At 39.0% G+C, this 24,687-nt stretch carries 27 protein-coding genes and 3 pseudogenes; 2 read left to right on the top strand and 28 right to left on the bottom strand.

Annotated features, from left to right (window positions below; genetic code table 11):
• Positions 1-533: 533 nt before the first annotated feature.
• The 6 genes and pseudogenes from QFZ78_RS04220 to QFZ78_RS04195 form a co-directional block, all read right to left on the bottom strand.
• A complete protein-coding gene (locus QFZ78_RS04220; RefSeq protein WP_307545652.1) occupies positions 534-1,136 on the bottom strand; it encodes a dihydrofolate reductase family protein in 603 nt (200 codons plus the stop codon).
• Positions 1,137-1,211: 75 nt separating this feature from the next.
• A pseudogene (locus QFZ78_RS04215) lies at positions 1,212-2,171 on the bottom strand (sigma-70 family RNA polymerase sigma factor); the annotation flags it as partial.
• Positions 2,172-3,515: 1,344 nt separating this feature from the next.
• Positions 3,516-4,291: pseudogene (locus QFZ78_RS04210) on the bottom strand (Cof-type HAD-IIB family hydrolase).
• A 154-nt stretch (positions 4,292-4,445) separates the two neighbouring features.
• A complete protein-coding gene (locus QFZ78_RS04205) occupies positions 4,446-5,114 on the bottom strand; it encodes an HAD family hydrolase (protein ID WP_307545650.1) in 669 nt (222 codons plus the stop codon).
• Between the two features lie 181 nt (positions 5,115-5,295).
• Positions 5,296-6,282: a phosphotransferase enzyme family protein gene (locus QFZ78_RS04200; protein WP_307545648.1), complete on the bottom strand. Its 987-nt coding sequence runs from the start codon at positions 6,280-6,282 to the stop codon at positions 5,296-5,298.
• Between the two features lie 277 nt (positions 6,283-6,559).
• Positions 6,560-7,042 carry a pyridoxamine 5'-phosphate oxidase family protein gene (locus tag QFZ78_RS04195; RefSeq protein ID WP_307545646.1) on the bottom strand — a complete coding sequence of 161 codons (483 nt, stop codon included), beginning with the start codon at positions 7,040-7,042 and terminating at the stop codon, positions 6,560-6,562.
• Between the two features lie 192 nt (positions 7,043-7,234).
• Between QFZ78_RS04195 and QFZ78_RS04190 the strand changes: the two are divergent.
• Positions 7,235-8,280 (top strand): annotated as a pseudogene (locus QFZ78_RS04190) (IS1595 family transposase).
• 512 nt (positions 8,281-8,792) lie between these two features.
• On the opposite strand, the gene QFZ78_RS04185 reads toward QFZ78_RS04190, so the two are convergent.
• The 16 genes from QFZ78_RS04185 to QFZ78_RS04115 form a co-directional block, all read right to left on the bottom strand.
• Positions 8,793-9,269: a hypothetical protein gene (locus QFZ78_RS04185; RefSeq protein WP_307545644.1), complete on the bottom strand. Its 477-nt coding sequence runs from the start codon at positions 9,267-9,269 to the stop codon at positions 8,793-8,795.
• 86 nt (positions 9,270-9,355) lie between these two features.
• The gene (locus QFZ78_RS04180) at positions 9,356-9,640 is read right to left on the bottom strand and encodes a GNAT family N-acetyltransferase (protein WP_307545641.1); all 285 of its coding nucleotides are present in this window, start codon (positions 9,638-9,640) and stop codon (positions 9,356-9,358) included.
• Positions 9,641-10,134: 494 nt separating this feature from the next.
• A complete protein-coding gene (locus QFZ78_RS04175; protein WP_307545640.1) occupies positions 10,135-10,548 on the bottom strand; it encodes a hypothetical protein in 414 nt (137 codons plus the stop codon).
• Entirely contained in the window at positions 10,523-10,690 is a 168-nt protein-coding gene (locus tag QFZ78_RS04170) for a hypothetical protein (protein WP_307545638.1), read from the bottom strand. Before QFZ78_RS04170 ends, QFZ78_RS04175 begins: the two co-directional genes overlap by 26 nt.
• A gap of 326 nt (positions 10,691-11,016) precedes the next feature.
• The gene (locus tag QFZ78_RS04165) at positions 11,017-11,346 is read right to left on the bottom strand and encodes a hypothetical protein (RefSeq protein ID WP_307545636.1); all 330 of its coding nucleotides are present in this window, start codon (positions 11,344-11,346) and stop codon (positions 11,017-11,019) included.
• A 375-nt stretch (positions 11,347-11,721) separates the two neighbouring features.
• Positions 11,722-12,276 carry a hypothetical protein gene (locus QFZ78_RS04160; protein ID WP_307545634.1) on the bottom strand — a complete coding sequence of 185 codons (555 nt, stop codon included), beginning with the start codon at positions 12,274-12,276 and terminating at the stop codon, positions 11,722-11,724.
• Between the two features lie 199 nt (positions 12,277-12,475).
• Positions 12,476-12,868 carry a hypothetical protein gene (locus tag QFZ78_RS04155; RefSeq protein WP_307545632.1) on the bottom strand — a complete coding sequence of 131 codons (393 nt, stop codon included), beginning with the start codon at positions 12,866-12,868 and terminating at the stop codon, positions 12,476-12,478.
• 91 nt (positions 12,869-12,959) lie between these two features.
• Positions 12,960-13,100, bottom strand: a complete 141-nt coding sequence (locus QFZ78_RS38370; RefSeq protein WP_373461098.1) for a S26 family signal peptidase — start codon at positions 13,098-13,100, stop codon at positions 12,960-12,962.
• A gap of 33 nt (positions 13,101-13,133) precedes the next feature.
• A complete protein-coding gene (locus tag QFZ78_RS04150) occupies positions 13,134-13,532 on the bottom strand; it encodes a hypothetical protein (protein ID WP_307545630.1) in 399 nt (132 codons plus the stop codon).
• Positions 13,533-13,751: 219 nt separating this feature from the next.
• Positions 13,752-14,225, bottom strand: a complete 474-nt coding sequence (locus tag QFZ78_RS04145; RefSeq protein WP_307545628.1) for a hypothetical protein — start codon at positions 14,223-14,225, stop codon at positions 13,752-13,754.
• Positions 14,226-14,327: 102 nt separating this feature from the next.
• Positions 14,328-14,597 carry a hypothetical protein gene (locus QFZ78_RS04140; protein WP_307545626.1) on the bottom strand — a complete coding sequence of 90 codons (270 nt, stop codon included), beginning with the start codon at positions 14,595-14,597 and terminating at the stop codon, positions 14,328-14,330.
• A 547-nt stretch (positions 14,598-15,144) separates the two neighbouring features.
• Positions 15,145-15,795 carry a hypothetical protein gene (locus QFZ78_RS04135; RefSeq protein ID WP_307447362.1) on the bottom strand — a complete coding sequence of 217 codons (651 nt, stop codon included), beginning with the start codon at positions 15,793-15,795 and terminating at the stop codon, positions 15,145-15,147.
• Positions 15,796-16,076: 281 nt separating this feature from the next.
• The gene (locus QFZ78_RS04130; RefSeq protein ID WP_307545624.1) at positions 16,077-16,640 is read right to left on the bottom strand and encodes a hypothetical protein; all 564 of its coding nucleotides are present in this window, start codon (positions 16,638-16,640) and stop codon (positions 16,077-16,079) included.
• Positions 16,641-16,787: 147 nt separating this feature from the next.
• Positions 16,788-17,252, bottom strand: coding sequence for a hypothetical protein (locus tag QFZ78_RS04125; protein ID WP_307545622.1), 465 nt, complete (start codon positions 17,250-17,252; stop codon positions 16,788-16,790).
• A 265-nt stretch (positions 17,253-17,517) separates the two neighbouring features.
• Positions 17,518-17,883, bottom strand: coding sequence for a hypothetical protein (locus QFZ78_RS04120; protein ID WP_307545620.1), 366 nt, complete (start codon positions 17,881-17,883; stop codon positions 17,518-17,520).
• A 539-nt stretch (positions 17,884-18,422) separates the two neighbouring features.
• Entirely contained in the window at positions 18,423-18,926 is a 504-nt protein-coding gene (locus QFZ78_RS04115) for a GNAT family N-acetyltransferase (RefSeq protein WP_307555480.1), read from the bottom strand.
• Between the two features lie 424 nt (positions 18,927-19,350).
• Here QFZ78_RS04115 and QFZ78_RS04110 point away from each other — a divergent pair, with 424 nt between their 5' ends.
• Complete coding sequence (locus QFZ78_RS04110) at positions 19,351-20,817, top strand: hypothetical protein (protein WP_307545618.1); 1,467 nt, start codon at positions 19,351-19,353, stop codon at positions 20,815-20,817.
• 175 nt (positions 20,818-20,992) lie between these two features.
• Here the strand turns inward: QFZ78_RS04110 and QFZ78_RS04105 are convergent, their stop codons facing one another.
• The 6 genes from QFZ78_RS04105 to lepB form a co-directional block, all read right to left on the bottom strand.
• Positions 20,993-21,229 (bottom strand): DUF3977 family protein, encoded by a 237-nt coding sequence (locus QFZ78_RS04105; RefSeq protein ID WP_307555478.1) that lies wholly within the window; start codon positions 21,227-21,229, stop codon positions 20,993-20,995.
• A 127-nt stretch (positions 21,230-21,356) separates the two neighbouring features.
• Positions 21,357-21,908: a histidine phosphatase family protein gene (locus tag QFZ78_RS04100; RefSeq protein ID WP_307545616.1), complete on the bottom strand. Its 552-nt coding sequence runs from the start codon at positions 21,906-21,908 to the stop codon at positions 21,357-21,359.
• A 12-nt stretch (positions 21,909-21,920) separates the two neighbouring features.
• A complete protein-coding gene (locus QFZ78_RS04095; protein ID WP_307545614.1) occupies positions 21,921-22,784 on the bottom strand; it encodes an aldo/keto reductase in 864 nt (287 codons plus the stop codon).
• Between the two features lie 145 nt (positions 22,785-22,929).
• A complete protein-coding gene (locus QFZ78_RS04090; RefSeq protein ID WP_307545612.1) occupies positions 22,930-23,343 on the bottom strand; it encodes a hypothetical protein in 414 nt (137 codons plus the stop codon).
• 134 nt (positions 23,344-23,477) lie between these two features.
• On the bottom strand, positions 23,478-23,954 hold the full coding sequence (locus QFZ78_RS04085; RefSeq protein WP_307545610.1) for a hypothetical protein: 477 nt from the start codon (positions 23,952-23,954) through the stop codon (positions 23,478-23,480).
• A 39-nt stretch (positions 23,955-23,993) separates the two neighbouring features.
• A complete protein-coding gene (lepB, locus tag QFZ78_RS04080; protein WP_307545608.1) occupies positions 23,994-24,581 on the bottom strand; it encodes a signal peptidase I in 588 nt (195 codons plus the stop codon).
• Positions 24,582-24,687 lie beyond the last annotated feature (106 nt).

The following is a 24,687-nucleotide window of genomic DNA, read 5'->3' as shown; positions in this document are numbered from 1 at the left end:
AGCATAAATCGGTTCACATGAACATTTTTTAAGCGGATATTCCATCCGCTTTGTTTGCTGTACGCTTTTTTCCTTGCTTGCACCAAAAACAAACGGCACAGGGCTTTTTTCCCATGCCGTTTCGGATTCCATTTAACTTAATGACATTGCTTTTCGAGGGGATCATTTTTTTAGGAGGGATTACATGCGAACCATTAAAACTTGGCAGGACGTCTTCGACCTATTTAGTGCCAAAACCATCCTCGAATCATTAGTTGAACGCGTTGAAGGGTTAACTATATGTGCTTCCTGGCCATTTTGGATACGACTTTGCCTAAAGGCTAAAGCTTGCGACAACATAACATCAATCTTTTTCATAGCATGCGCGATCACTCACTGGGCGCATGTTCGTGTGTTTGATCAAGGTTCTTTCCTTCGTAGGTAGTCAAGGTGAGCTGCCTTTCGGCGTGCTGTGTTAACAGACGGTCCATTGCACTTTATCAACTGGGTAGCTGTTTGTGTTAACAGTAATGATCTGCCCGGTTGAGCTAAGCTTAAGCGGGTCTGTAGGTTACCAAGAGGGAACCAACCTTAAGTGTTTTGACGTCCACGAGATGGAATTCCTTCTGCTCTTTAAGATTGTCAAACAAATGCTCACCTACGTTGACCACAACCGGATGCATGACTATCTGATATTCGTCAATAAGATTTGCGTTTGCAAGTGATCGCACGAGCGTTGGACTACCGAAAATAACAATGTCGCCACCGTCACCATTTTTTAGGTCCTTAATTTGCTCTTCTATATTACTGCCGGTCAATTGTTTTGGAGCTTCAAATTCTCCCCATTTTAGATTGTCGAGCGGGCGGGCGCTTGTTACAACTAGTTTGTGGGCGTTGTTTATCTTATCACCCAGGCTTGAACCTCCATCGTCCCGTTTGGACCCTCGAATAGTCGGCCACTTTCTAGAGAGGTCTTCGTAGGTTCCACGGCCAAGCAAAATGGTATCAGCTGTCTCGAAAATATTTAATAGATACTGAGAACCTTCCTCAATGCCGGCGCTATTTCTCCAGACCGCCCAGTTGGTTTTGTCCTCGCTTGGGTCGCCAGTGACAACTCCATTAAAAGTACTGTGAATGAATAGAATGATTTTACGCATGAACTATCATCCTTTCTATCTTTGATAATCGTAATTTTGTTTCTCATTTATTTAGACGAAATTAGATTACGATATTCATCGGTGTATTTGTGCAGGAAGCCCAAATCGGGAAAATAATTTTGTATTAATGAAATTTTGGACGTGGTATATTTGCTTGTCCTTTATTTCAATAATGTGAATACCCCAGGGTACCAAGTAGGAGTCTTCACCGCTTGGCACATACTGTGCGAAAGCAGGATAACCCCCATTCGCCGTAATCGGCAAAAACCGGGATCCCTCACAATGCCAGCGTGTAAGCGCAAAAAACTTGAACAAATCGTCTTTGCCGCGTACCCACATTGCGAAAGGCGGCATTGACAGACGGCCTTCCTCATGAAACAACGCTACCAGCGCATTGATATCAAATTGTTCGAAGGCTTCCACATACCGTGATAGCAGCTCACGATCAGGTTCGACATCCTTCATGCTAAACTCGTTAGAATGAAGTTTCGCTCGGTCCATCGTTTCTCTGGCTCTTTGCAGGGCGCTGTTAACCGCTGCCGGCGATATTCCTAAAGTTTCTGCGATCTGTTTGGAGGACCATTCGAATACATCCTTCAAAATAAGAACCGCACGTTGACGGGGGGGTAAGATCTGTAAGAGTGTAATAAAACAGAGTTTAAGGGTATCTTTGCGAATGAAAATATCTTCCGGACTCCCCGAGAAATCAGGGGCAGGCCAAATCCAAGCTGAGTCAGGAAACTTTTCGCGGAGTTCGACGATGAGTACCGCTGGGTCGGATAGGTCAATGGGACGCGTGCGGCGTTTGGCTTGTCTTAGCTTGTCCAGGCATAAGTTTGATGCAATACGATAAACCCATGTTTTGAATGAGGAATCCTGCCTGAATGAATGCCAACTTTGCCAAACACGAATAAAGGTTTCCTGAACAGCATCGTCTGCGTCATCGATGGATCCTAGCATTCTGTAACAGAACGATGTTAACTCAGGCTTTAAGTTCTCAAATAACTGAAGCTCTAATGCTGTTTCGTTCATCTTGGCCTCCTTTTGACGGGCGAAACACCCTTTTCACACATGCCACAGAACCGATCGTCTCCATTTTATAAGCCACTTATTCGTCTTTAATAAAATGAGAAAGCACTACCTGAATAATGGGGGGCTCAAAACATATACTTTGGGATACTCTCACTATTGAGCTGACTGTGTTGAAACCTGCCATGTAACACCAAATTTATCTATTACTTGTCCGTATAACGGTAGCTTCGTCTACAGAGTAGCATAATTCGGTTCCCATGAACATTTTTAAGCGGATATTCCATCCGCTTTGTTTGCTGTACGCTTTTTCCTTGCTTGCACAAAAAAACAAACGGCACAGGGCTTTTTCCCATGCCGTTTCGGATTCCATTTTATTCCCTGTGTTGTCTTTGGGCTTAACTTAATGACATTGTCTATGCGGTCCTTGGCATTTTGAACTATTGATTGCTGGAAATTTATTTAACTATCCTGCCCGTAACGATCGATCCTCGATTAATGCTTTTTTTCTCAGTCCGAAAATAAGGATCTACATATTAGTTATGCATAATATGTAAATCCCTCTATTTTAATAATATTTTTCAACCAAGGTCTTGATAATGGAAAGTCTAGTACTTTATGCTATACCACATTTTACCACAAGTGTGCATTAAACTATCCTACCCGTTAGCTCAATCATGAGAATCCGCCCGCAATGGGATTTACGGTTTGTTTGTAAACGTTCTAATACATCTACCTATCAAAAATCCAAGCATACTTAATCCATAGGTAACGGACATACTTGTCATTGCAAGCCTAATGTCCGACGGCATTTCCAAAAAGTATCTGATTCCATATATAGGTCCTGGAAAAATAAGGGTTGATAAAATAAAGAAAGGTATGTGACTAAAATAGCCAATTGCAAATGATAATGCTCCTATCCCCCAAAACAATGATGATAATGTAATAAAGAAATTCTTTTTGTTATAGCTCATAAACATGCCATAACCAAACCAAACCATGATAAAGACTAATGAAGACAGCATTTGAAACACATTTGGCTGATATCCCTTAAGATATGCACTAAAATTTATATAGCTAAAAGGTATCGAAAACATCAACATAAATAACAAATGATTTAATTTAGCGGAAATAATAATCTTCACTCCTTATTCTGTTAACTTGTTTACCACTACTTAATAAACGTTAGTCAGAGTAGAAAGTTCCTGAAAATGGTTTTTGGGCGTCCCTATTGTTTGTTTCGCCATGCTGCCCGTTACTTGAACAGGCTGCCGAATTAGAATTACCGGCAGCCTGTTTTATTATTGTGCTATCGTTCCTCGTTAGCACAATGGTGTAGTTCTTTCAGAATTAAATAACGCCAAATTTAGTTAAGGCATAGTGTATGCCATCTTCACTTGCTTTTTTGGTAACGAAATCTGCCATTTGTTTAAGGCGTTCCTCACCGTTGCCCATGGCAATACCGAGTCCAACGAACTCTAACATATCTAAATCATTTCCACCGTCACCAAAAGCGATAGAATTGCTAACGGCAATGTTGTAATAATCCAGCACTTTTTTGATTGCTTCCGATTTAGAGACCACTTGTTTTTCAAGGATGTTCATTACATAACTATGGAAACGTACGAACCGCAGTTGCGGGAAGTTATCAATAAATTTTCGAGCTTCACTCTCATCTGCGTACAAACACATACAGAAAATCTCTTCTGAGAGTGCGTCTAATTTCTTGGGATAATGGCTAAGACCTAGGGTCTCTAATAGTGCACTTCTAACACGCTTTTCTTCTACCCTATTCCGTTCATTGAAATCGAATCTGTAAAATAGGAAAGACTGTGTCCATTTAACTCGGCAAAACTTGATAGCTCACGAACAGTTTTTGCAGAAAGCGCAGATTTATAAATAACATTATTTTTTGTTTTAATAAGTGCTCCATTTGCTGATATTAAAGTATCAATGCCGAGTGCAATTAGATCTTCGCACAAATTATGTGGTCTCCCCGTTGCAACAACGACCTTAATACCTTTTTCATGAAGCCTTTTTATAGCCAATTTTGTGCTTTCAGGAATTCTTCTATCCACTTCACTTAATATGGTCCCGTCAACATCAAAAAACACTATCTCATACACTTCTAGAATCCCCCTATATTTAGAAACACCTTATTCTAATATACGTTAGGAACCCATGGAATTCCATGATTAACTGAATTATTCTGCCCGTTAGCGGGGCGAAGGGCTGCCACTCGGCAGCCCTCCTTTAACTATCGTTTCCATTAGTTCAATATCACAATCCCGATATACGGTTAATAATGTTGGGTATCTCCGTTAAGTTATCGCAAATTGAATCAGGTTCTGTAATTGAATAATCCTTACTTTTTAGAATTGTGAACATCCCCAGTTCCTTAGCAGGAATTACATCAGCCTTAAGACTATCCCCAATAAATACTGAACACTCACTCGAAGACTTTAAATTTTTTAAAGCGATTTGAAATATTGCATGATCAGGTTTTTTAATATTTACCGCACCTGAAGTAACGACTTCGCTGAAATAATCTGTTATTCCTAAAGCAGAAATTTTGTTTCGTTGGTAAAAGTCTCTGCCATTAGTGATTATTCCCAATTTATACCCTCGTTCCTTTAATGTTTCAAGCATCTCATGCAGTCCAGGAAATCCAACACTGTATACATGAAAATTATTATTCAAATCATCAAGTAATTCAGCGTATAGGCTCTTTTCAATATTGAAGATGTCTACTAACTTTTCATAAACTTCCTCTTTAGGCATTATAATATTGTTTAGTTCGGAGAATTTTTCTATAAAATCTTGCTTATCTGGAATAAATCTGATTAAAGAGAAATGTTCATATTGGTAATTTGCAAAGTTTAATAGTGACTGGTCTTTATCAAGCAATGTTTGATCTAGGTCAAAAATGACTATATCAACTTTTTTCAAAATTGTACCCCCTTATACTCCAAATCCGATGTATCCTTATTTTAACACAGTATTTTTCTTTGAACATTACTGCCCGTTAGGTGAACAAAGGCAGCCGATCGTTCTGGCCGGCTGCCGTCGTATCTTTATTCAGCTAACGTTCTTCGAAGGAGTTCAATGAGAAGCCTCCGTTTTAGGAGTTCTAGAACTCATCGATCAACGAAATACCTTCAATAATTCGCATTCTACTGTCTTGCAAGAAATCGCAGGTCCAACCGTCTGGTTGACTTAAATCCCAGCTGCGGTGCATACCGACGACTACGATAATTTCGCGTAGTCTAAGGAAAAGCTTCAGCTTATACTTCCAGCTGTCAGGCATTTGACGGCCATCCTCTGTGTAGCCTAGCTCGAAATGTTTAATGAAAAGTTCGTATTGCACCTTACGTTCAGACTTCGAATCTTCCCCGAATACATACAACAAGTAATATAGCTGGATCGCAATGTCCTCGACATACCAACTGTACTGGCACTCGTCGAAGTCGAAGAGAGTTATTTGCCCTGATTCATCGACCGTGAAGTTTCCTACATTGATATCTCCGTGAATTAAACCAAAATTATCAGCATTAACAGGCAGACTAGCCAAACTTGCTTTAAGTTCATCAAGAGCAGGTTGAAGCTCTGACGGTAAATAATCTTTAGCTCGTAAGAGATACTCATTAAATTCCCAAGTGTGTCTTTTGGCCATAGGTTTGTAAAACTTGGCCAGTTCATGAAGACGGCCCGTTATGCGTCCACATTGTTCATAAAGCATAGAATTACCTAGGCATTCTGGATATCCGATTTTAATACCGGGTGCATATCTGAAGGAGGTCACGTAGAAATCCATCGTATTTCCTTTTCCTTGGATACGTTCGAAATCCTTTCCATCAACCGAAGAAACCGGTTCTGAAACCGACAAACCATTCTCCGAAAGATAACGAATCCATTCTATTTCAGCTTCAAGTCCTTCCGAAGTGCGAAGAGTGCTCGGAGTAAAACGAAGAATATATTTCAATTCATCGCGATTATAGGAATAAATAAAGTTTTGAAAGCCTCCAATGAAAGTCAGATCCTTTGGGTTGACCCCAAACTGCGCAGAGCCTTCAGCGGCATGATCGTCTAGGAACATTAATTTTATTTTTGGGTCCATGAGTTCTCCTTGGTAATTGAATCTTGATCGAAAATAATAATCCCTAACTCATTGTTGTTACCTCAATTTAATAAAATGAATGCCTGGTGACATGTGAAAGCCCCACTTTCAAGATATTTCTATTCCATAGTAATCATACTAATCCAGCTTTTTACAGTCAATGAAAATGACTGAGTTATTGCGTTAAACTGCCCTTTACTTCAACGGACAACGGCAGCCGTTCGTGTACCGGCTGCCGTCGTGTTGGTGATTGAACTATCGTTTTCCGTTAGTTCAATCAGGTTAAATGCATTTTTGACATGTCATCCAATTCCGTACGGTCATTAATAAACTTCATAAACGGGACGCCCCAACCGCAACTCTTTTGAACTGATATAACTTCAATCTCAAATATTTGCCTTACTATTCTTTCTTCGTACCCTGAGAACTGTTCATTTAAGGCTGTGTAAAATTCTTCGGTTCCTTTATCGAGTACTTTACCTCGGCCAAAAACCCTTAAAATTAAGGGGGTTTCTTCAAAACTACACCACATGAAAGTTATCTTTTTGTTCTGCTTTAGATGAATTGCTGTCTCATTACCGCTTCCATAATAATCTAGATAAAAAATCTTAGTCTCGCCAATGATTTTCAAAGTGTCGTAGCCTTTAGGAGACAAGTTGACTTCGCCTGCATCTGTAGGAGCTGTGCTTACAAAGAAAAGATTCTGTTTAATAATAAACTCCCTGATATCTGGGGTAATTGTATCAATAAAGGTTGCCACTAAAGGTCCACTCCCATAATAAGTTTATAACAATTGTACACATAATTACCTAATTATTAAAGGATATTTTATTGAACTAATCTCCGTTACTTTAAAAAACAAGGCTATGTTATTTCCTAATGTGGATAATTGAACAATACGAACGATTGTTCTACAATTATAGGTATAACGGTTGTTCGGAGTTGATTAACAATGGATTTAAACGAAATCAAGAAACTTGCTGAAACTTTAGATTATAACGGTAAACAAGAACTTGTTTATTTCTTACAGACTAGAATAAAACCTTTGTCAGCTCCAATTCGTGCGATTGACGAAATCCAAGAGCAAAAGCATAAAGATGGTCTTTTTGCCCACATTGTGACAGCTATTCGGTTGTGAGGTTCGGGAAATACGTAATTAAAACCCGTGCAGGAGAAGTTAAACGGCAACGTTACCGCTGTAAAGCCTGTTGTCAAACGTTCAACGACCTTACCAATACCCCTTTGCAACGGACACGGAGACCCCACCTTTGGGTTCGATTCATCGAATGCATGATTGAAGGCTTTTCGCTGAGAAAATGCGCGGAAATACTGCACGATGAGGTTTCGTATGTGACCCTGTTTTACTGGCGGCATAAGATTCTTGCTGCACTGAAGCAAATACCAACCGAAACATTCCAAGGTATCGTCGAAATGGACGATACCTATTTCCTGTACTCCGAAAAGGGCAGACGTAACATATCAGAACGCAAGCCTCGTAAACGCGGTGGAGTAGCTAAATACCGTGGAATAAGCAACGACCAAATATGCGTATTGGTTGCTCGTGACCGTCAGAAGATGACTTTCTCTGGTGTTCTTGGGCGCGGGCGTATTCGGACGACGAAATTAGATGAGACAATTGGTTCACATTTAAGTGATTCAAACGTGCTTTGTACGGATTCGTGGAGGGCATTCAGTTCCTACGCTAATTCGAAAGGCTTAGAACACTACCGTTTCAAATCCGACGGGAAACAGCGTGTGAAAGGTGTTTACCACATTCAGAACGTGAACAGCTATCACAGCCGACTGAAACGCTGGATTAATCGCTTTAACGGTGTTGCAACAAAGTATCTGCAACATTATTTAGCCTGGTTCCGTTATTTGGACAACAAGGAATATGAGAATACGACGTCAAATAAGAAGCATATGTTGGTTAGCTCTTGCCTGTTTACTGTAAACGAGACGAACACAAAACTTCGGCTAACCGCTTTTTCATGCTAAACATTAGGAAGGTGTGACGATTTGAAAAGGAACTTAAGTTTAATTGCCGTGCTTACGATTTTGATTTCCATTGTAATATATGGAGTCGTTTTGGAAACCAAACGAGACATTTTTAATGGTACAGCCGTACATCTGATAATTGGACCTTTCGCCCCTCTAATTTTTGGAACGCTCGTAATCTTTTCAAGAATGAGTTTCTGGAAAACATTTTTACTAAGTTGGTTCATCACCAGCGTATCCTATTATGCATTACTTAAATTAAGCATGTTGCATTATTCTGACTCATGGCAGCCAGAATGGGTTGTTTTTTGGGGTGTCCAATCTGTCATTTTATTGATTATTCATCTTTTAACAAACCTATGTCGTAGCATTGTAAGGTAGAAATCTGTGCAGTTAACCGCCTATTTCTGTTGGCGGTTTTCTTTTGGGTCCAAAATCAACATTAAGATTTAACAAAGCCAAAAGCAAAAGAGGAGTTGCCATGAAGCAAGCCCCTCAACTATAGTTCCTCGTTAGCTTAGTGGAGTAAATATCGCAATATTGTTCCCTGGAACTGCGATAACCTCCCAATCTTCATCCTTGATTGAATTGTTCCATACTCCTAATTGCCAACATTCATACTTATTATGATGACCAAATACAAATAGAACTTCACCCGTATGGAAGTATACAAAAAGATGCGGAATGGACTCCCCCAACTTAACATCCGTTATTCGCTTTAACCTTAATTCACATAGTGTTTTATATCCATCAATCCAATCCATATAAGGAAGTTCATCCTCATGGTTTGGTATGTGCTCTGGATATGACTCGAAAATTTTGAATCTACTTTCAATGTTTAGATAAATCTGTCCATCAATTCTGCTCCTGTTTGTTTCTGATTCGGAGATTAATATTTGTGTCCCATAAAATTTTATTCCTTCAATTTGAGATCCAACACAAAGGAATTTTAATGTCTTCTCAGCAAATTCCTTACGTGAATTATCCATTATTTCTCTCCTTCTTCAACAAATCTTTTTACAGGTATTCGTGAAATGATTTCATCTATCCTGCCCTTAGCTTAATGACAAAGCGATTATAAAAATGACATGTACACACCCTTACCTGGCATTAATTTAAATCCGAGATTTTTATATAAAGTGCTAGCTGGAGTGTTATCATCGTCTGTTTCGAGCTGTAATCGGGTCGCTTTGCTCTCAATAGCTAAGTCAATTGCATACTGCATCAGCTTCCGACCTATACCCTTATTTCTATGTAATGGTGATGCATATAACGCATCTATTCGAAGTACGGGATACCCTTTGGATATTGAAAATCTCCAGGAAAGCACAATAAATCCCACGTACTCTTGGTCATGCATAGCTAATTAACATTGTGCGAAGTTATTACTTATAAAGCTATTTAGGATTTTTTCACATTTCCCTAACTGCTCGGGCGATGTATCAACTTCGTCTCACGCATTGGAAGAAGAATTTATGTATCCAGCTATCAAGCCTTTAACATTAGGTACAAGGAACTCATTCAAAGGTAGAATCTCTATATTCATTCACAACGCCCTCCGTACATGATTTCATTCCTCAATTATATTCACGGTATAGAGCGCTATCAGAACGTAAAAATCAAATAGCACAATAATGCACTAAAAAGCCCATTTCAGGGCTTTTTTCAATTTAACGTTGCACTCCAAGGCATATCAACTTCACCAAAGCCTTCTGCACCTTTAATCGGTTTCTGTTTTACAAGCCCGACTTTATTGGCGTAGTAATCCAACATCCCAAAAACAGTAAAACGATGAAACGTAGCGTCGAATGAGGGTTCATTACGGGCATCAGGTCTGATTGGTCTAAGAGAGATTTAAGCCGCACCTACTCCATCTCCATGCTCGTTTACTGGTACAACAAACTTAATGAACTCATTAAACCCATCTGCCACGGTAATAACGGTCACTACGCCCATTTTCTTTGATGGAAAACGCGGATCAATTGGAGGACTAATATTGACGTTCCACTCCCCTTTATTGTCTGTTATTCCATTGGCTACAATATCACCATTACTGTTAATCACAATCAGACGCGCATTAGGTATAGGTTTAACGACACTGAAAGGTTTCTCCTTCGTTCCGTATCCTTCTAATACATATGAAACTTTAAAATTCATGGTTGCTTCAACCATGCCACTTGCCGGACTTGCTTCAACGTAATCATAAGCAGACAAAATAAGAACTAGCACAATCACGCTGCTTCTAATACAACGAGAAATCAATTTCATCACTCTCCGGTGTTACAAGCTGAAACAGCACCGCTTCTTTCGGATTATCGAGCTTCATATCCACCTTATTTACAGTTAATGCTTGTACGCCATTTATTTGAGGTCTAGCAACAATTACAACTTGATTACCGCTTGTCAGCACCTTTTCAATCTTCGCTTACATAACAACTACCATGATTTAACCGATAAATCTTTCCCGATCCGAATCTTGAGGTTGAGACTGAACATTAATCAACTCTTCGCTCAAACCAAGATTATGGACGAAATCAAAATAATTAGATAACGCAGCTGTCGGAGTAGTAAACAAACGATGTTGAGCGTAGTGCAAACGGTTCGGTACATATGACCATCGACCCGAAACACTACTGTGCCAGTAAGATTTATAAGCCGGACGCTCCCAATCAGGTTTATCAAGCAATACCTTATAAGGAAGCTGTTTTCCGTTTCTGATTAATTCTTGTGGCGACTTTAACTTTGATGAAACGCTCGTTGCCCAAACGGAGGATCAGCAATATCTTTGGGTTCATCCGGTTCTAAGCGTTTTAAGCGTTCAGCTAACTTATTTGCATCTTGCGTTTGTTCTGGTTTAGCCATGACAACCGTGGGTAGTAACAACAATGTTACAAGCAGCAGAGACAGCAACCGTGACAAAGGATCACCTTCCGTATCTTGGATGCTTTTACTTTTCCTCCAAATCCAATTATTAACCAACAAAAAAGACGATTCATAAGTACCATGTAAAACAAAACTAATCTCTTGTTGAAACAGAAAAGCCGTCCAAGAAACTCTAATGAGCATAAGAAAAGCATCATCGAATGATGATGCTTGAATTATTGTACTTTAAGAAGTCTATATATTCCCTTTGAAACGAAGTTAATTAAGGAAATTATTTTCCTAATAACATATCCCAATAATTTAAAGATGCAGTCAATAATGATTTCAAATACTATCCATCCGACGAATCGACCTAATACACCTAGAAAGGTTTCCAATCTACTTCACCAACTTACTTAGGTTCTATTAAAACACGACCTAATTATCACATTATCAGCCTAATCCATGCAATGTGAATTATTGGTTCAAGTTGTAGCTTTCTTCGGTTAATCAAAAAAAGCCGCGCAAACGATGCAGCGGCTTAATCAAACTTCTCTTTCATTTCACTATCGTGTCCCGTTAGTTTAATGTCTTGCTCATATTAAATGGGATTTCATTTTTATAAGCTGTTGTGTATTTCTCAATTAGTTCTATTTTTGCTTCTTCATTGGCAATTAGAATGTCGCCGTAAACAGGTACTACGGTATTCCAATTCTCTTCCTTCAAATGTTTGGTTACAAATAAATATGATTGTCCTTCGTGAAGTAATTGGTCATTTTCAATTAGAATTAATTCATTTCTTTTAAATCCACCTTGTTGATTTACGATTACTGTTCCATTAAATTTACCCTTTACATTATCAGACACTTCCACCTTAAACTGAGTTTCAGGCGTGCTATCTAATGATTTAGTTCCATCCTGTTTTATCACTTTCCCGACAAATACATTATCTGCCCATCCGACAAGCCTACGTGTATCGGTTACATCAAAAGCGTTGCTGGATGCGAATGTTCTTATAACAGGATTTTCTGGAGGATTGTTTGTAAAGTAGTTAGTTGCAAAAATCACTAAAGCAATAGAGGCAACTATTATACTGCCTAGAACAAAAGACCACCTACTTTTTGAATATCTCATCTCTACTCCCCCCAGAACGACAGAATATTTCCTTGCTCTTATATTACCATAATTAGGAATTACACGTTACTTCAATAGGTTGCCGCGGATGCTGGCAGCCTATTTGTAATTGTGCTATCGTTTCCGATCCCGCGGCAAACCCTCCCCCAATTAAAATAAAAACCGCCAAGCTCTACTCGACGGTTAAATATTATGCTATTCACTCCATTCGAGCATACCAACTTACTGAACCTTGATAATCTACATTTTCGATCCATTTTTTTGCCAAATTTCCATCTGATTCGGAAATCCAAACATCATTTTTTTCCCAATTCGATCGTGTCCAAGTTAATTTTTGATTTAAATACAGAAATTCAGGGTTAAAATCACCAAACCCGATAGGAGGGAAACTTATTTGCTTTTGATCTTTGTTTTGAATATCAATTCTAAATAAAATCGGCAGTGCCCTCTTGGAGGGTTTATTTGACCATTCTAGTTCAGGTGACCTGGAAACAATTACATTCTTATCACTTTGCCATGTGAAGCTTAGATCAACAAAATTTTTGGGTGTCAAAATAAGAGATTGCAAAGCAGGGAGTTCTTTTACTTTCAAATTTTTGTTCCCTGCCGCGTGGCGAGTTGCTCCCTAGTTATTGCGCTATCGTTCACCGTTTAAACTTGATCAATGGTTTGGATTCTGAAAGTTATTCGTTACTAGCATATCCCAATACCCTTCCCTTAACATTGGAGAAAGGCAAAGAACTGAAAATTTGACTGTCAATACTTCTCCACCACGTATCACCCATAACAAAGAGATGTCCTTCAGGCACTCTAACCTTATCCATTTCCATGCTAAAGTATTCTTTCATGGCCCCTAGTTATTGAATTACTGCTCGGAGAGCAAGTGAATCTTCTACTGAAAACTGTTTGTACAAATTTGATGCTTCAATATAAACTTCTGCAAATTCATTCGTAAACCAAACGTTGTACCAAACAGATAATGCTTCACTACCATCAGTAGGTTCGAAATAAAATTTATACTCGGGCGGCATAGTCATGCTAATCTTCGATTTTTTCCAATCCTCCCCTTTTTTTAACACCGATTTGATGGCTAGAACTGTTTTCTTATCTGTAATCTCTTTGTGTTTTTCATATTTGTTTTCAGTTCCTGAGCGTTTGAGAACTACCAACTTGTCATTGTTTACAAGCTGCTTGCTTTGGCAGCCAACGTTTAAAAGCATCATTGAAAAGATCAAAATTAAAATCAATCTACCCAATTAAACCCCTCCTCCTGTATTAATTAATATACGAACGAAATCTATTAGCCAGAAGGTACAAAAAGTTTTTAGTGAAATTGTTAAACTATCTGCCCGTTCGTAATGACAGAAGGAGGAGCTGCTACGGCAGCTCCTTCATCGTTTATATGGAGTCCTTTATTCAACTAACGTTCCCCGTTAGCGCAACGTTCTCCGTCTAACGAAAGTGATCGCAGGTTCTTAAAGTTCTTTTTGATAATCCCTTATTTCCCTTGACTGGGATTCGGCAAAACCAGATACCTTCCATACACCACTTTCTTTTACCCCCCAAATAAACCGTGGATTTATTCCATCATTCCAAGAACCATAATCATTTGGAGTGATGTTTAATTCAACTTTGAACAATCTGGTCGGAGTATTATCGTTTAAATTAAGCCCGTGATACGGTTTGAAATTTCTAATTTCCATGCTCTTTATACCCATTTGTTTTTCCTTCAAATTATCTAATGAATCATACTTTTTTAGATTACTTTCCGTTAAGTCATACACCGTCTCAAAATTTTTATTGATAACGGCTTCTAAATATTTTGTAATAGTTTCTTTAACTTCCTCTTGCTCATTTGCAGTAATTTTATTCCTATTAAGACTGGCTGGCATAAATAAGAGTATGAGCGAAGTTAATATGCAAATTTTCGTGAATTTAATTTTTGACATTTTTCACCTCATATCATTTGAAGCTGCCGCTTTGGGAAACTACTCCTGGATTGTTGAACTATCATCCCGCGCTTAGAAATCATCTTAACTACAAATTGGTTTTCACTCAGCTAATCCTAGAACCCATAAAATTAGAAAGAACATAGTGGGAATGAATACTATAATTGCTAATAAAACATACCAAAATAATGGTGTTCTAATTAATTCCTTTAACACATCCACTGTACTATTCATTGATAGATTATTTTCTACTCTTCTCAAAGAGTCTTTTAAAAATTTAGTGGTATAAGCATCATCCTGCTTATCCTGTAGGGTTCTCCAGAGTTCATCAAGTAGTTTTTTATTAAGTTCAACGTAGTCATTATTTTTCATTTATATCACACCCTTAACTTAATTCCAAATTCTGTATAAAGATTAGACGTGTTTATTTAGAAATGGTTGCGCTAAACTCCTTTTACTACAATGAAAAATAGGGAGCAACTGCCGTGGCAATCTACTCCCTTGTTATTCAACTACCGTTACCCTTGAGTTAGCTATTTTTCTAGTATTACAAGAGAATAGACAGTATTAATTCCGCCACCTCCCATAGAACTTTGACTAACAACCTTCCACCCCTGAGATAACAGTTCGTTTAGTTCTTCTAAATTATTCTTTTTCTCGGTCAAGTAACTAAGATTATTGCTCTTTGCATTTATCATACACATCTCCCTGCTAACAAATAATACCATTTATTTAGACGTTTCGAAGACATTGATTGTTGCTTATCACTCGTAAAAGCTCAAAAAAGTGATGTTTTTAATACAAGCAATCACCACGCTCTACTGCCCGTTAGCACAACGCGGCTGCCGATCCATGTCGGCAACCGCGTTGTGTTTAAAGCCCCTCAAATAACTAATAATCTTAAAATACATTGAAAAAATCATTCTTTCATAGAATCCCCAGAAAGCTGTATCATAACAACTTGCTTGTCACTTAAATCAACAACTAATGTTATAGTGGGGATAAAGGTGGCAAAGAACCTCAAAGCTTTCGACTCTTTCAATTCATCTACAAATGTCCAACCAGTTGGGATAAAGCCAAACTCTTCATTTAAGTCAAAATATCCTTTTGTGAAAAAATCCTGAATGTCATTTGTATTGTCAATATCATACTTATCTAACTCATTGAGTTTAACGGAGTAACGAGTAAGTTCTCTTTTTTTACCATCTGTCCATATACTCATGTCATTATTTCTAAATAAGTCATGTATAACCTGAATTATTCCGTTATTCGTACTGTCAAACATTTTTTTTGATTCTTGTTTAAGGTATTGCATATTAACAACATCAATTTCATCTTCAACGTAAACAATTTTTACATCTTCAAAATGAGGTGCTATGTCATTCATTATTAAATAACGAACAGTTTCATCTTTCGCAGAATAGACATTCATCATATTGTCCGAAAGAAGCGCACTGCCAGCTGAAAGCAATCGTGCTAATTCAGTCATATATGCAGGAGATTCAAGTGAAACCTTTTTCAAATTAAACCGCCTACCAAGTATTTGCTTCGCACTTCTGTTGGTTGGCATAGACTCCTCAATCCAATCGAACAAATTTACCATCCCTATCTATGTACAGTTGTTGCTCTTCTAAATTATACCATATAATGTTATTTCTTCAATAATTGCTCATGGACTAGGTTTGTGTCGAGTTATTGTGCTGAACTGTCCAATAGCTTAACGAGGCTGTCGATCATGCCGGTAGCCTCGTCTTAGGAGTTATTGAGCTATAGTTCCTCGTTAGGTCAATAGAGGCTTCCGAAGATCAATCTGTTACGAGTAGTACAGGTTGAAGATTGGTACTTCCAGTTCTAACCACTAACTTCTGGTCCCCAGTGTAAATAATCGTGGTCTAATTGTGGTTGCTTCTTGAGTCCCAACTTCTTTGCGTAATAATCTAATGTTTCAAATACTGTGAACCTATGTATGTATCCAGCATTTAATATTGATGGTTCGTTTCTTTGGGTAGTTTTGATGGGATTTAAGCTGACACTAGCAGTCCCTTTATTACTGTCCATATGTTCATTTACTGGAACATTAAACATAATGTGTTCATTATAACCTTTGGCTATGGTGATCAATGTAACAGTCCCCATTTGCTTCGTTGGGAATCGAGGGTCTCTTTCAACTTTTATTGGCACAATCCATTCCCCTTTAGAATTAGATAAACCCGTTGTAATAATCTCCCCATCTCGGTCTATCACAATAAAACGTGCATTATTTATGGGGGTAAATGATGTATCACCTACTGGTTCAATCCCATTAAAATAATTTACCTTGAATGTCATTGTCGCTTCAATGTATTTTTCTGATTGAGCCAATAAGGGATTCGTTTCTAAAAGTAACGGAAGGAGCAAAAGTAATAATATCCGCATAACTTCACCTCAAGAGTAATATACCCTGGAAATTATTACATTATTCTGCCCTTTAATTCAACTAAAATAGGGATCGCCAGCTGTCGTTCTGCCAGACGATCCCTATTTTAGTAACGTCTCCCGTTAGTGAAACAAAAGAACGTCCTATCACTTGGGATCACCGCTTGTAATCCCACCAAAAATTTGTCCAGTTTCCGCATCAAAAACGACCGTTTGATTTGCGTTAAAAAAGTATCCGCCTTTTGTATCAATCCCTTTAGGGTAATCTACCTTTACGACCCAAACCATGCGATCATTTGCCCTATCCGCCATTGAATTGGGCTTGTTCCAAGCTTCCCGCGAGAATTGATCCCATGTCATTAATTCCACCGACCTTAATATGCCTCCATTTTCTTTAATACGTGCTTGTTCTATAGCTTCTTCTTTAGTGATAAAGATCGATTTATCGGCATGAGAATTTGGCTTATAAATCGGCATTTTTGGCATTTCAGACAGTTCTGATTCTATCATATTCTCCGGTGCTAACGGGTGGTCTAACTGAGCGGGAGTTTCCGCATAAGCAACTATAGGAAGTAGCACTAGAGTTACCATCAGAATTATTTTCCTGAACATATACGTCCCCTTTACATTGCTGCTTTAAAAAGAGGTTTTACATTCACCTGGAAAAATATGCACAACATCATGTTTATAACAACCCGAGATTATTAAAGAATGCTGCCCGTTAGCGGAGGGAACTAAAAAACGGCTGCCACAGCAACCGTTTTTCCGTTTAGCGTAATGACTAGATAATCGTGATATTTTTATTCATGTTGAATATGTTTATATATAATTCTGCACCCCAATTAATTTACACATGTTAAAGTCATTTGATTAGAACTTAGTTCAAAGTAAAATCCGAAGCAACCGTTGTCTCGCTCCATTCCACCTGTATGGTATATGACCCTGGTTGTAAATTCGTAAATGTTTTCTTATCCTTATATTCTTGTCCTGGTTCCAAATCAATATAATCTCTTATTGGTACTCCGCCTTCGTCAACTACTATCTTATCTTTTTGTAATGTATAGTGTGCTCCTCCAATTACGGTTTTCATTTTCTTACTTTGATTTTTGAATGTATAAGTCACAATCGTGTCTGTGCCTACATTATCTACCTTTACAGAACCCTGTAGTCCCTGGCTGTTAGTGCAACCTGTAAGAAATACCATAAAAGTAACGAACACAGATATAATAAGAAGTTTTATCATAACCATCCCCCTTCGATAAACAGACGGACAACCATCAATATTTGTTTCGTTATACTGCCATTTAGCTTAATCAAGCAAGTCAATCTAAAACTTTATTTTCTGAGAGCCATATTACACTTATTGATTCAAAATATTAGGAAAAGGGTAAATATACGATAAGTGGGAAGTGGTATTAAAAAACAGCGAAAAACGGAATTCAATTTTGGTTTTCGAAAGGTTGTTGATTCACCATGAAAACACGAAGAAGGATAAAAAGATCGAGATTTCTACTTCGATACTTTTTGAGTAAGACTTAGCATTAGAAGTGCATTTTTAAAATAAACCGCTTCCCACTATAAGAGGACTCTGCGATATAATTCGCGGGGTCCTCGCTTTTATGATGTTATCAATCATTTTCTCCTTTGTTATTAACCCTGCCAGCTATCTTAATAAAATGAGCAGGCCACCGCAGTGCCTGCTCATCTAATGTGTGTTATCAACTAACGTTCTCGTTAGCTCAACGAGAAATACTCCGCATTACTCGGATATGGTCGCCCTCTCTAAAGCTCGCGTACGTTCCAAACTAGCTCTCCGCGCTCGTCCCATGTGATGTGGTGTCGCTCGAATCCGAGCTTTTCCAGCACGCGGAAGGAGGCGTTATTCCAAATTCGTACAGTCGACCAAAGCCTGCGGCGCCCGGTCGCGATTGCGGCGTCTAAGACAACGGATGCGGCCTCAGTCGCATAGCCTTTACCGTGAGCACTGCGGAAAAGCTCGTATGCGATCTCCGGCTCGTCAAGTGTGGAACGACCTATAATCAAGCCACAATATCCAATGAAATCGCCCTCTTTCAGGCGGCGAATAGTCAGTAGAGAAATACCACTTTCGGCTGCACGCTTGCGCATATTGATGATCTGGCTTCTGGCTTCGTCGAGAGTAGGCATCTCCACACCACGCTCGCCAACTAGTTGCCTCATCCAGACAGCATCGGATTCCTCCCACATATTCAGGTCAAGTCGCTCGGTTTTCAACTGGAACTCCATAGGTACAAAGTTAGATGTCATAGCGGAGACCTCCTTATTATGTAGCTTGCTTCGAATTAGAAACCCGATTGATTCGAGAGCTTGTTCCAGTCCTCCGAATGCAAGCCCATCTTGCATCAAGTGTGCTGAATCGGATGGTACCCTATGTATTTCCAGACAATGTAATCCCTTTCATTAATATTTTAATTGAAAAGCATGGGTAATAACTCAAATAACTGTGTTGGTTTTGTGACGCTATACTGCCCTTTAGTTTAATCGCCGGGGGTGCCATCACATTACACACCTCCTCCACCCTTCAAAAAAGGTTCACCCAGTAGAGTGGACGGGGAAATTTAGATGAATATTCTAAATACAGGGAGATCCTTGTTTTTCCATAAAATGCAACTTTAGTGTAGCCATCGCGTCTATTGTAGGGTATACACTTCAAAGGAAAAGAGTTGATCGCTTGCATTTATCAGTTAGAAAATACGTTATCGGCTTGACCACCCTTCTGCTGCTTATGATTACAACGCTGCCTGTCCAAGTCGCTGCCAGCACTGCGATTCGGGCATCGATTCTGAAATTCCCTCTCACACTTAACGGCACTTCACTTGATCAATCTTACAGCCAGTATCCATTCCTGTTTTATAATGACATCACCTACATGCCGATGACGTGGAACAATCTTCAAGCGCTGAATATTGAGTACGAGTGGAGTGACGAAAGGGGCCTCACCATTTGGCCAAACCGCAACTATCCTCCTCCTATTCATACGTCTCCCGTCGACCAGGACCTCAGCAAGGAGCGCAACAAATCTTCTTATACGGCACATTTGGCTGACTTCCCGATTCAAATCAGCGGTACGGAGATTGATAACTCAATGGAACCATATCCGTTTCTTACCTTTAGAGACATCACATACGTACCCCTTACCTGGAGGTTTGCGCACGAGATGCTGCAACTAGATCTTGGTTGGAACGAGCAGGATGGTCTTGGAGTAATCGGCGGTCAAAATGTTATCCAAGAAATTATTGGCGACGATGATGAGGCTTTGTATTTCTACTCCTTGCTTGGCGCAGACCCTGCCAAGGCGATGGTAAAAATCGATAAATCCACCCATAAAGCCGAGTTGCAAAATCGCAAAGCACTAGACGCTTTCACAAGCAGTTTAACTCCTTCCGCACATCCGATGGGCGGCAAGCACGTGCAGTTAACACGCAGGGACCGGGATCTTTACTATGGCGATCTCAAAGTCTATACGCTGACTGACTCGGATGTATGGGAATCCAACGATTGGGGCCCGCCAGTTCATACGTATACACAGTTTGAGGCGGCCAATCACGCCGTAATCCTCTCCATCAACCTGAGAATCCCGATTGCTGTGATCGGTCCTAATTACGGAACGACGTATACGTTTTTGATCCGTGACAGCAAAGTGACGCAACTCACTGATTTTAATCAAAAACTGGACCGGGTCATACCAAATCCGGACGGCTCGACATGGATTGCTTCTGCCATGCTGCCTAGCCGAAATGGCATGATAGGCGGCAGCGCCCGCCTAGCCTTGCTAGATCGGGATGGAGCCATTCACTACGTAAACAAGCAGTTGGGCGAGTTGGACGTACTCGCGCTAGGGTTGACAAATCCGTCCCTAGCCAATCCTTCTGCTGAAGACGGCAGTTTGTATGTAGTCTTAAACGGTAGGAACCTCGATGACTATGCACCAAACGAGCAAAGCGGATTCTATGTGATCAACACGAAATTGGAAACCATACGAGTGTCCGGGCTTGCGAAAGGGACGTATTACATGGATAAAGCCCATAAAGTTTTCATTCAGCGGGCTAATAATACGATTATTGATCAAGCGACGGATGAGGTTTGGCATTGGTACGATGCGGATTTCTCACGATTAAAAGGAGCTAATAAGGAGTAGGGTGTTGAATGTGTTAAAACCACACACTTTACGAATTACAAAACCGTCAGACTCCGAAAAATTAGTATTGGTATGATCCCAAAAATCAAAAATAGCGGCTGTAAAGGACAAGAAAAAAGTCCTAGACAGCCGCTGTTTTATTGAACTATCGTTCCGTTAGTTTAACGGCATATGATTAGAGACTTGTTATTCCAAAAATAAACTTAAAAGCGTTCCGACTTTTCATACTAATTTTAAATCCTTGTTTTAAGTCTAAAATTAATACGGATTTACAAATCCAAACCCTTAAATATACCGAACGAAATTGAATTGGTCCTATGATGCCTTTCTCCTCACATTCGGTTCCATCGTCTAATTCTGTTTCAGTTCGAATAAACCATTTATTGCCCAAGCCGAATTCTATATACTTCAGGATTTACTCCCCCCATGAAGTTTTGATCTATAATAATTCTATACTGAATTTACTAATCCTTCCTAAGTATAATCGCCCGATATATCAACGAAAATCAAAAGAGGAACTGCATAAAGCAGCTCCTCCACTATCGTGAATATGTGGTGCAATTCCAATGTTTTGAACTTGTTTTTTTCTTACCTTTCCAACCCTTTTTTTGTAGTTCTTTAGCTATCAAAAGATTAAAAAAACCATGTCCAACTAATGCAACCGATTCATGCTCTTTGGTACATTCAACTAATACTTCAGATGCTTCTTTAGCCCTCTGTTTTGCGTTACTCAAAGACTCGCATTGGCTTGAATAACCACTTAACCATAAGCATCTTAAAATTACTGTCCAAATACTTGGACTTAATTTTAGACCCCATAATTTTTTTGTAGGAACAGATAGCTCTGTTTCGCGAAACAAAGGTACGGAAATCGCTTTTATATTTGGGTTTAATATCTTTGCTGAGTCGATAGACCTTCTTAAATCACTTGTCATAACAATATTTATTTTTGTTATTCTTTCAAGAGTTTCTGAAGGGTAAGAGTTTTCTTCAAATACCCCATATTCATCATATTTTTCAACCCACTTTTTAAATTCTTTACAGGTTATCGGATTATTTTCTATACACTTAGATTTACCATGTCTAATCAATGAAATTTCCAGTTAGTTCAATCCTTTTTTGTCAATTTTGAAGTTACTCTCAATCTGGGCAAGGTCATCTTTATCAAAATCCCAGCCTAGGGCATTTAGATTATCAAGGATGTGTTCCTTCTTCACAGCTTTAGGGATTGTAACTAATCCTTCCTGCCTTAACACCCAATTTAACGCCACTTGATATACTGTCTTGCCGTGTTTGGTCCCTATTGATTCCAACACGTTTCGTTCTTGTGATCCGACCTCAGGAAAACCTTTCATGCCAAATACATGAGGAGCATATCCAAATGGTGAGTACCCCATAATAGTTACCCCATTTTTCTTAGCAAATGGTAAAACCTGATTCTCTATACTTCTATCGTTCAAATGATATGCTACTTGATTACAAACCAATGGGATACTGCCTAAATGGTATTGAGCTTCTTGCATTAAATGAGTGGAGAAGTTACTTACGCCTACATATTTAACTAAGCCCTTGCTGACTAATTCTGTCATAGCCCCCATCGTTTCCGAAACATCATATTGCTGACTTGGCCAATGCTGTAAATATAAATCAATGTGACTTATCTTTAAACGTTCTAAACTTGCCTCTGCTGCTCTCAGGACACCATTATAAGAACAATTTTTTGCAGAAACTTTAGTCACTAGGAACACATCATTTCTAATATCTTGTATTGCTTGACTAACAATCCTTTCTGCTCCTCCATTTCCATATTCTTCGGCAGTATCAATCAAAGTAAGCCCGTTTGCAATGCCAAAACGCAATGCCTCTATTTCTTCTTTTTCCTTGTGTCTATCTTCACCAAATTTCCATGTCCCTTGGCCTATAGCAGGAATGCTCACTTCCAAATTGCCTAGTTTACGATATAGCATGCAGAAAACCTCCCAAAAACAAAAATCTTTACCCATATTCTAACATTCTTTGTTGAAGTATGCTGCCCGTTACTTGAATGGAACAAAAAGAGTAGCTGCTGCGAAGCACCCCTTAACTATCGTTCTTACGTTAGCTTAGAAAATTTTAGACTCTGTAAACACAGATTGAACAGATAGGGGCGCTCGATTCATCCCACACCTGATCATAGTCATCGACGTCCTTCAATTCAAAACAGATCCCTTTGACATCGGGCATCTTCACAACATAGGACTCATGTATACACTTACCGAAATGCTTTTCGACTTCCGATATTGAATCACCGAGTCCAATTATCTCTTCATACTTCCCAAGGAAACCGTCAAGTGCCATTATCTGATACGTCTTATTCTCTTCATCTATCCAGAACCACAATGTGGATGTCTTAACGACTTTGCAGTTGGATCTTTCCTCGATTTGATATTTTTCAAGCAATTTTATTAACTGCTCAGACTTCATGCCAATTTGAAATACTCCTATGCTTTTCCCAGGTACTACGTCCCCATATCTCAAAATATCCATTTCGATCACCCAATAAATGTGTCTTTGATTCATTTTACCATTAAACAAATCTGCCCGTAACAAAGGGCTGCTACGCGGCAGCCCTTCAAAAAAGTTGCTCGATCCGAACGAAACTTAGACTGAATAGCAGCTCTCTATCCTGTAATATTAATATAAGCAACGCTCATGAACCACAAGCATAGTGGGAGAAGAGGGCTTGCGATGGTTATTTTCAAATTGAGCGGTTTCTTCATGTTTATAGCAAGCATAGTATCACAAAGTAAGAAAAGGAGGGACGCTAAGAGGCTGATGTACAGTAAAATAAGCCCGAAGCCGCAATGAAATATCGTCGAGACAGCCAGCCGCAACCATTGGCGGTGAGTAACAACACGTGCGATCAGTTCACTGATCAGTGAGGTAGAAATTCCATAAATGTAAATTGCGGGTGCGGCATACATCATATAGATGTTGATCATGCCAAATGCTTCGTGTGAGTGGTCACCAATGGAATATATACTTTTGGCACCAAAAAGATCAGGCTTCAACCAAGCGTAGATAATGGAGAAAAAGAAGGTCGCTATTGCCGCACTTATGATTTTTCTCATAAATAGTTGTTTGAATGGATAGTCCATAGGCTGTAAGCTCCTTCCCAGCTAAAGAATTTTTTTCTTTTATTTCTTCTTCATCCACCCCACGATTTTCCCTTTGATTCTATCTTTGGATACATGTTCATTAAAGCTACTTCTCCACCAAACATCACCAACAAGAAAATATTGACCATCTGTGAGTTTTACTTCATCTATGGAATGTGCCTTTTCAGTCCCGTTGATAAAACCACTTGTGAAATATTCTTTCCCGTAGAATGTATCTAGTTTACGATTATTGATAAATACTTGACCTTTCTGTATGGTAACCATTTCACCAGGAAGTCCAATGACTCTTGCAACATCGTATTGCGTTTGGTTACCATTTTTGATTTGTTCATCACTTGCCTTTGTATCAAAATAAACGACGTCACCTCTGTTGATTTCTTTGGTATCGTAAAAACCTCGGTCAATCACCAACTGTGAATTGCCGCTATACTGTTCAGAACGGTACATGCCATCACTCTTTATGACATGTATGATCTGATTGGAATCGAGCTTTTCGGTAATTGGCAAATCGTACTTTGTCAGTTCATCCGTAATAGGTTGTTTTTCACTACACCCCGTTAACAGAACGAAAGCTAAGAAAATCATTATATGTGCAACTTTATTCATAAAATCCCCTCCTTTCTTATACTACTCGAAAAAGAGTAATAAAACCTAGAAAATTCCAAATATATCGTGAATTTTACATTAGGTAAATGATGTCTTTTAGCGTATC

The organism is Paenibacillus sp. V4I5, assembly GCF_030817255.1.
Classification (GTDB): domain Bacteria; phylum Bacillota; class Bacilli; order Paenibacillales; family NBRC-103111; genus Paenibacillus_E.
This window is presented reverse-complemented; position numbering and strand designations above follow the sequence as displayed.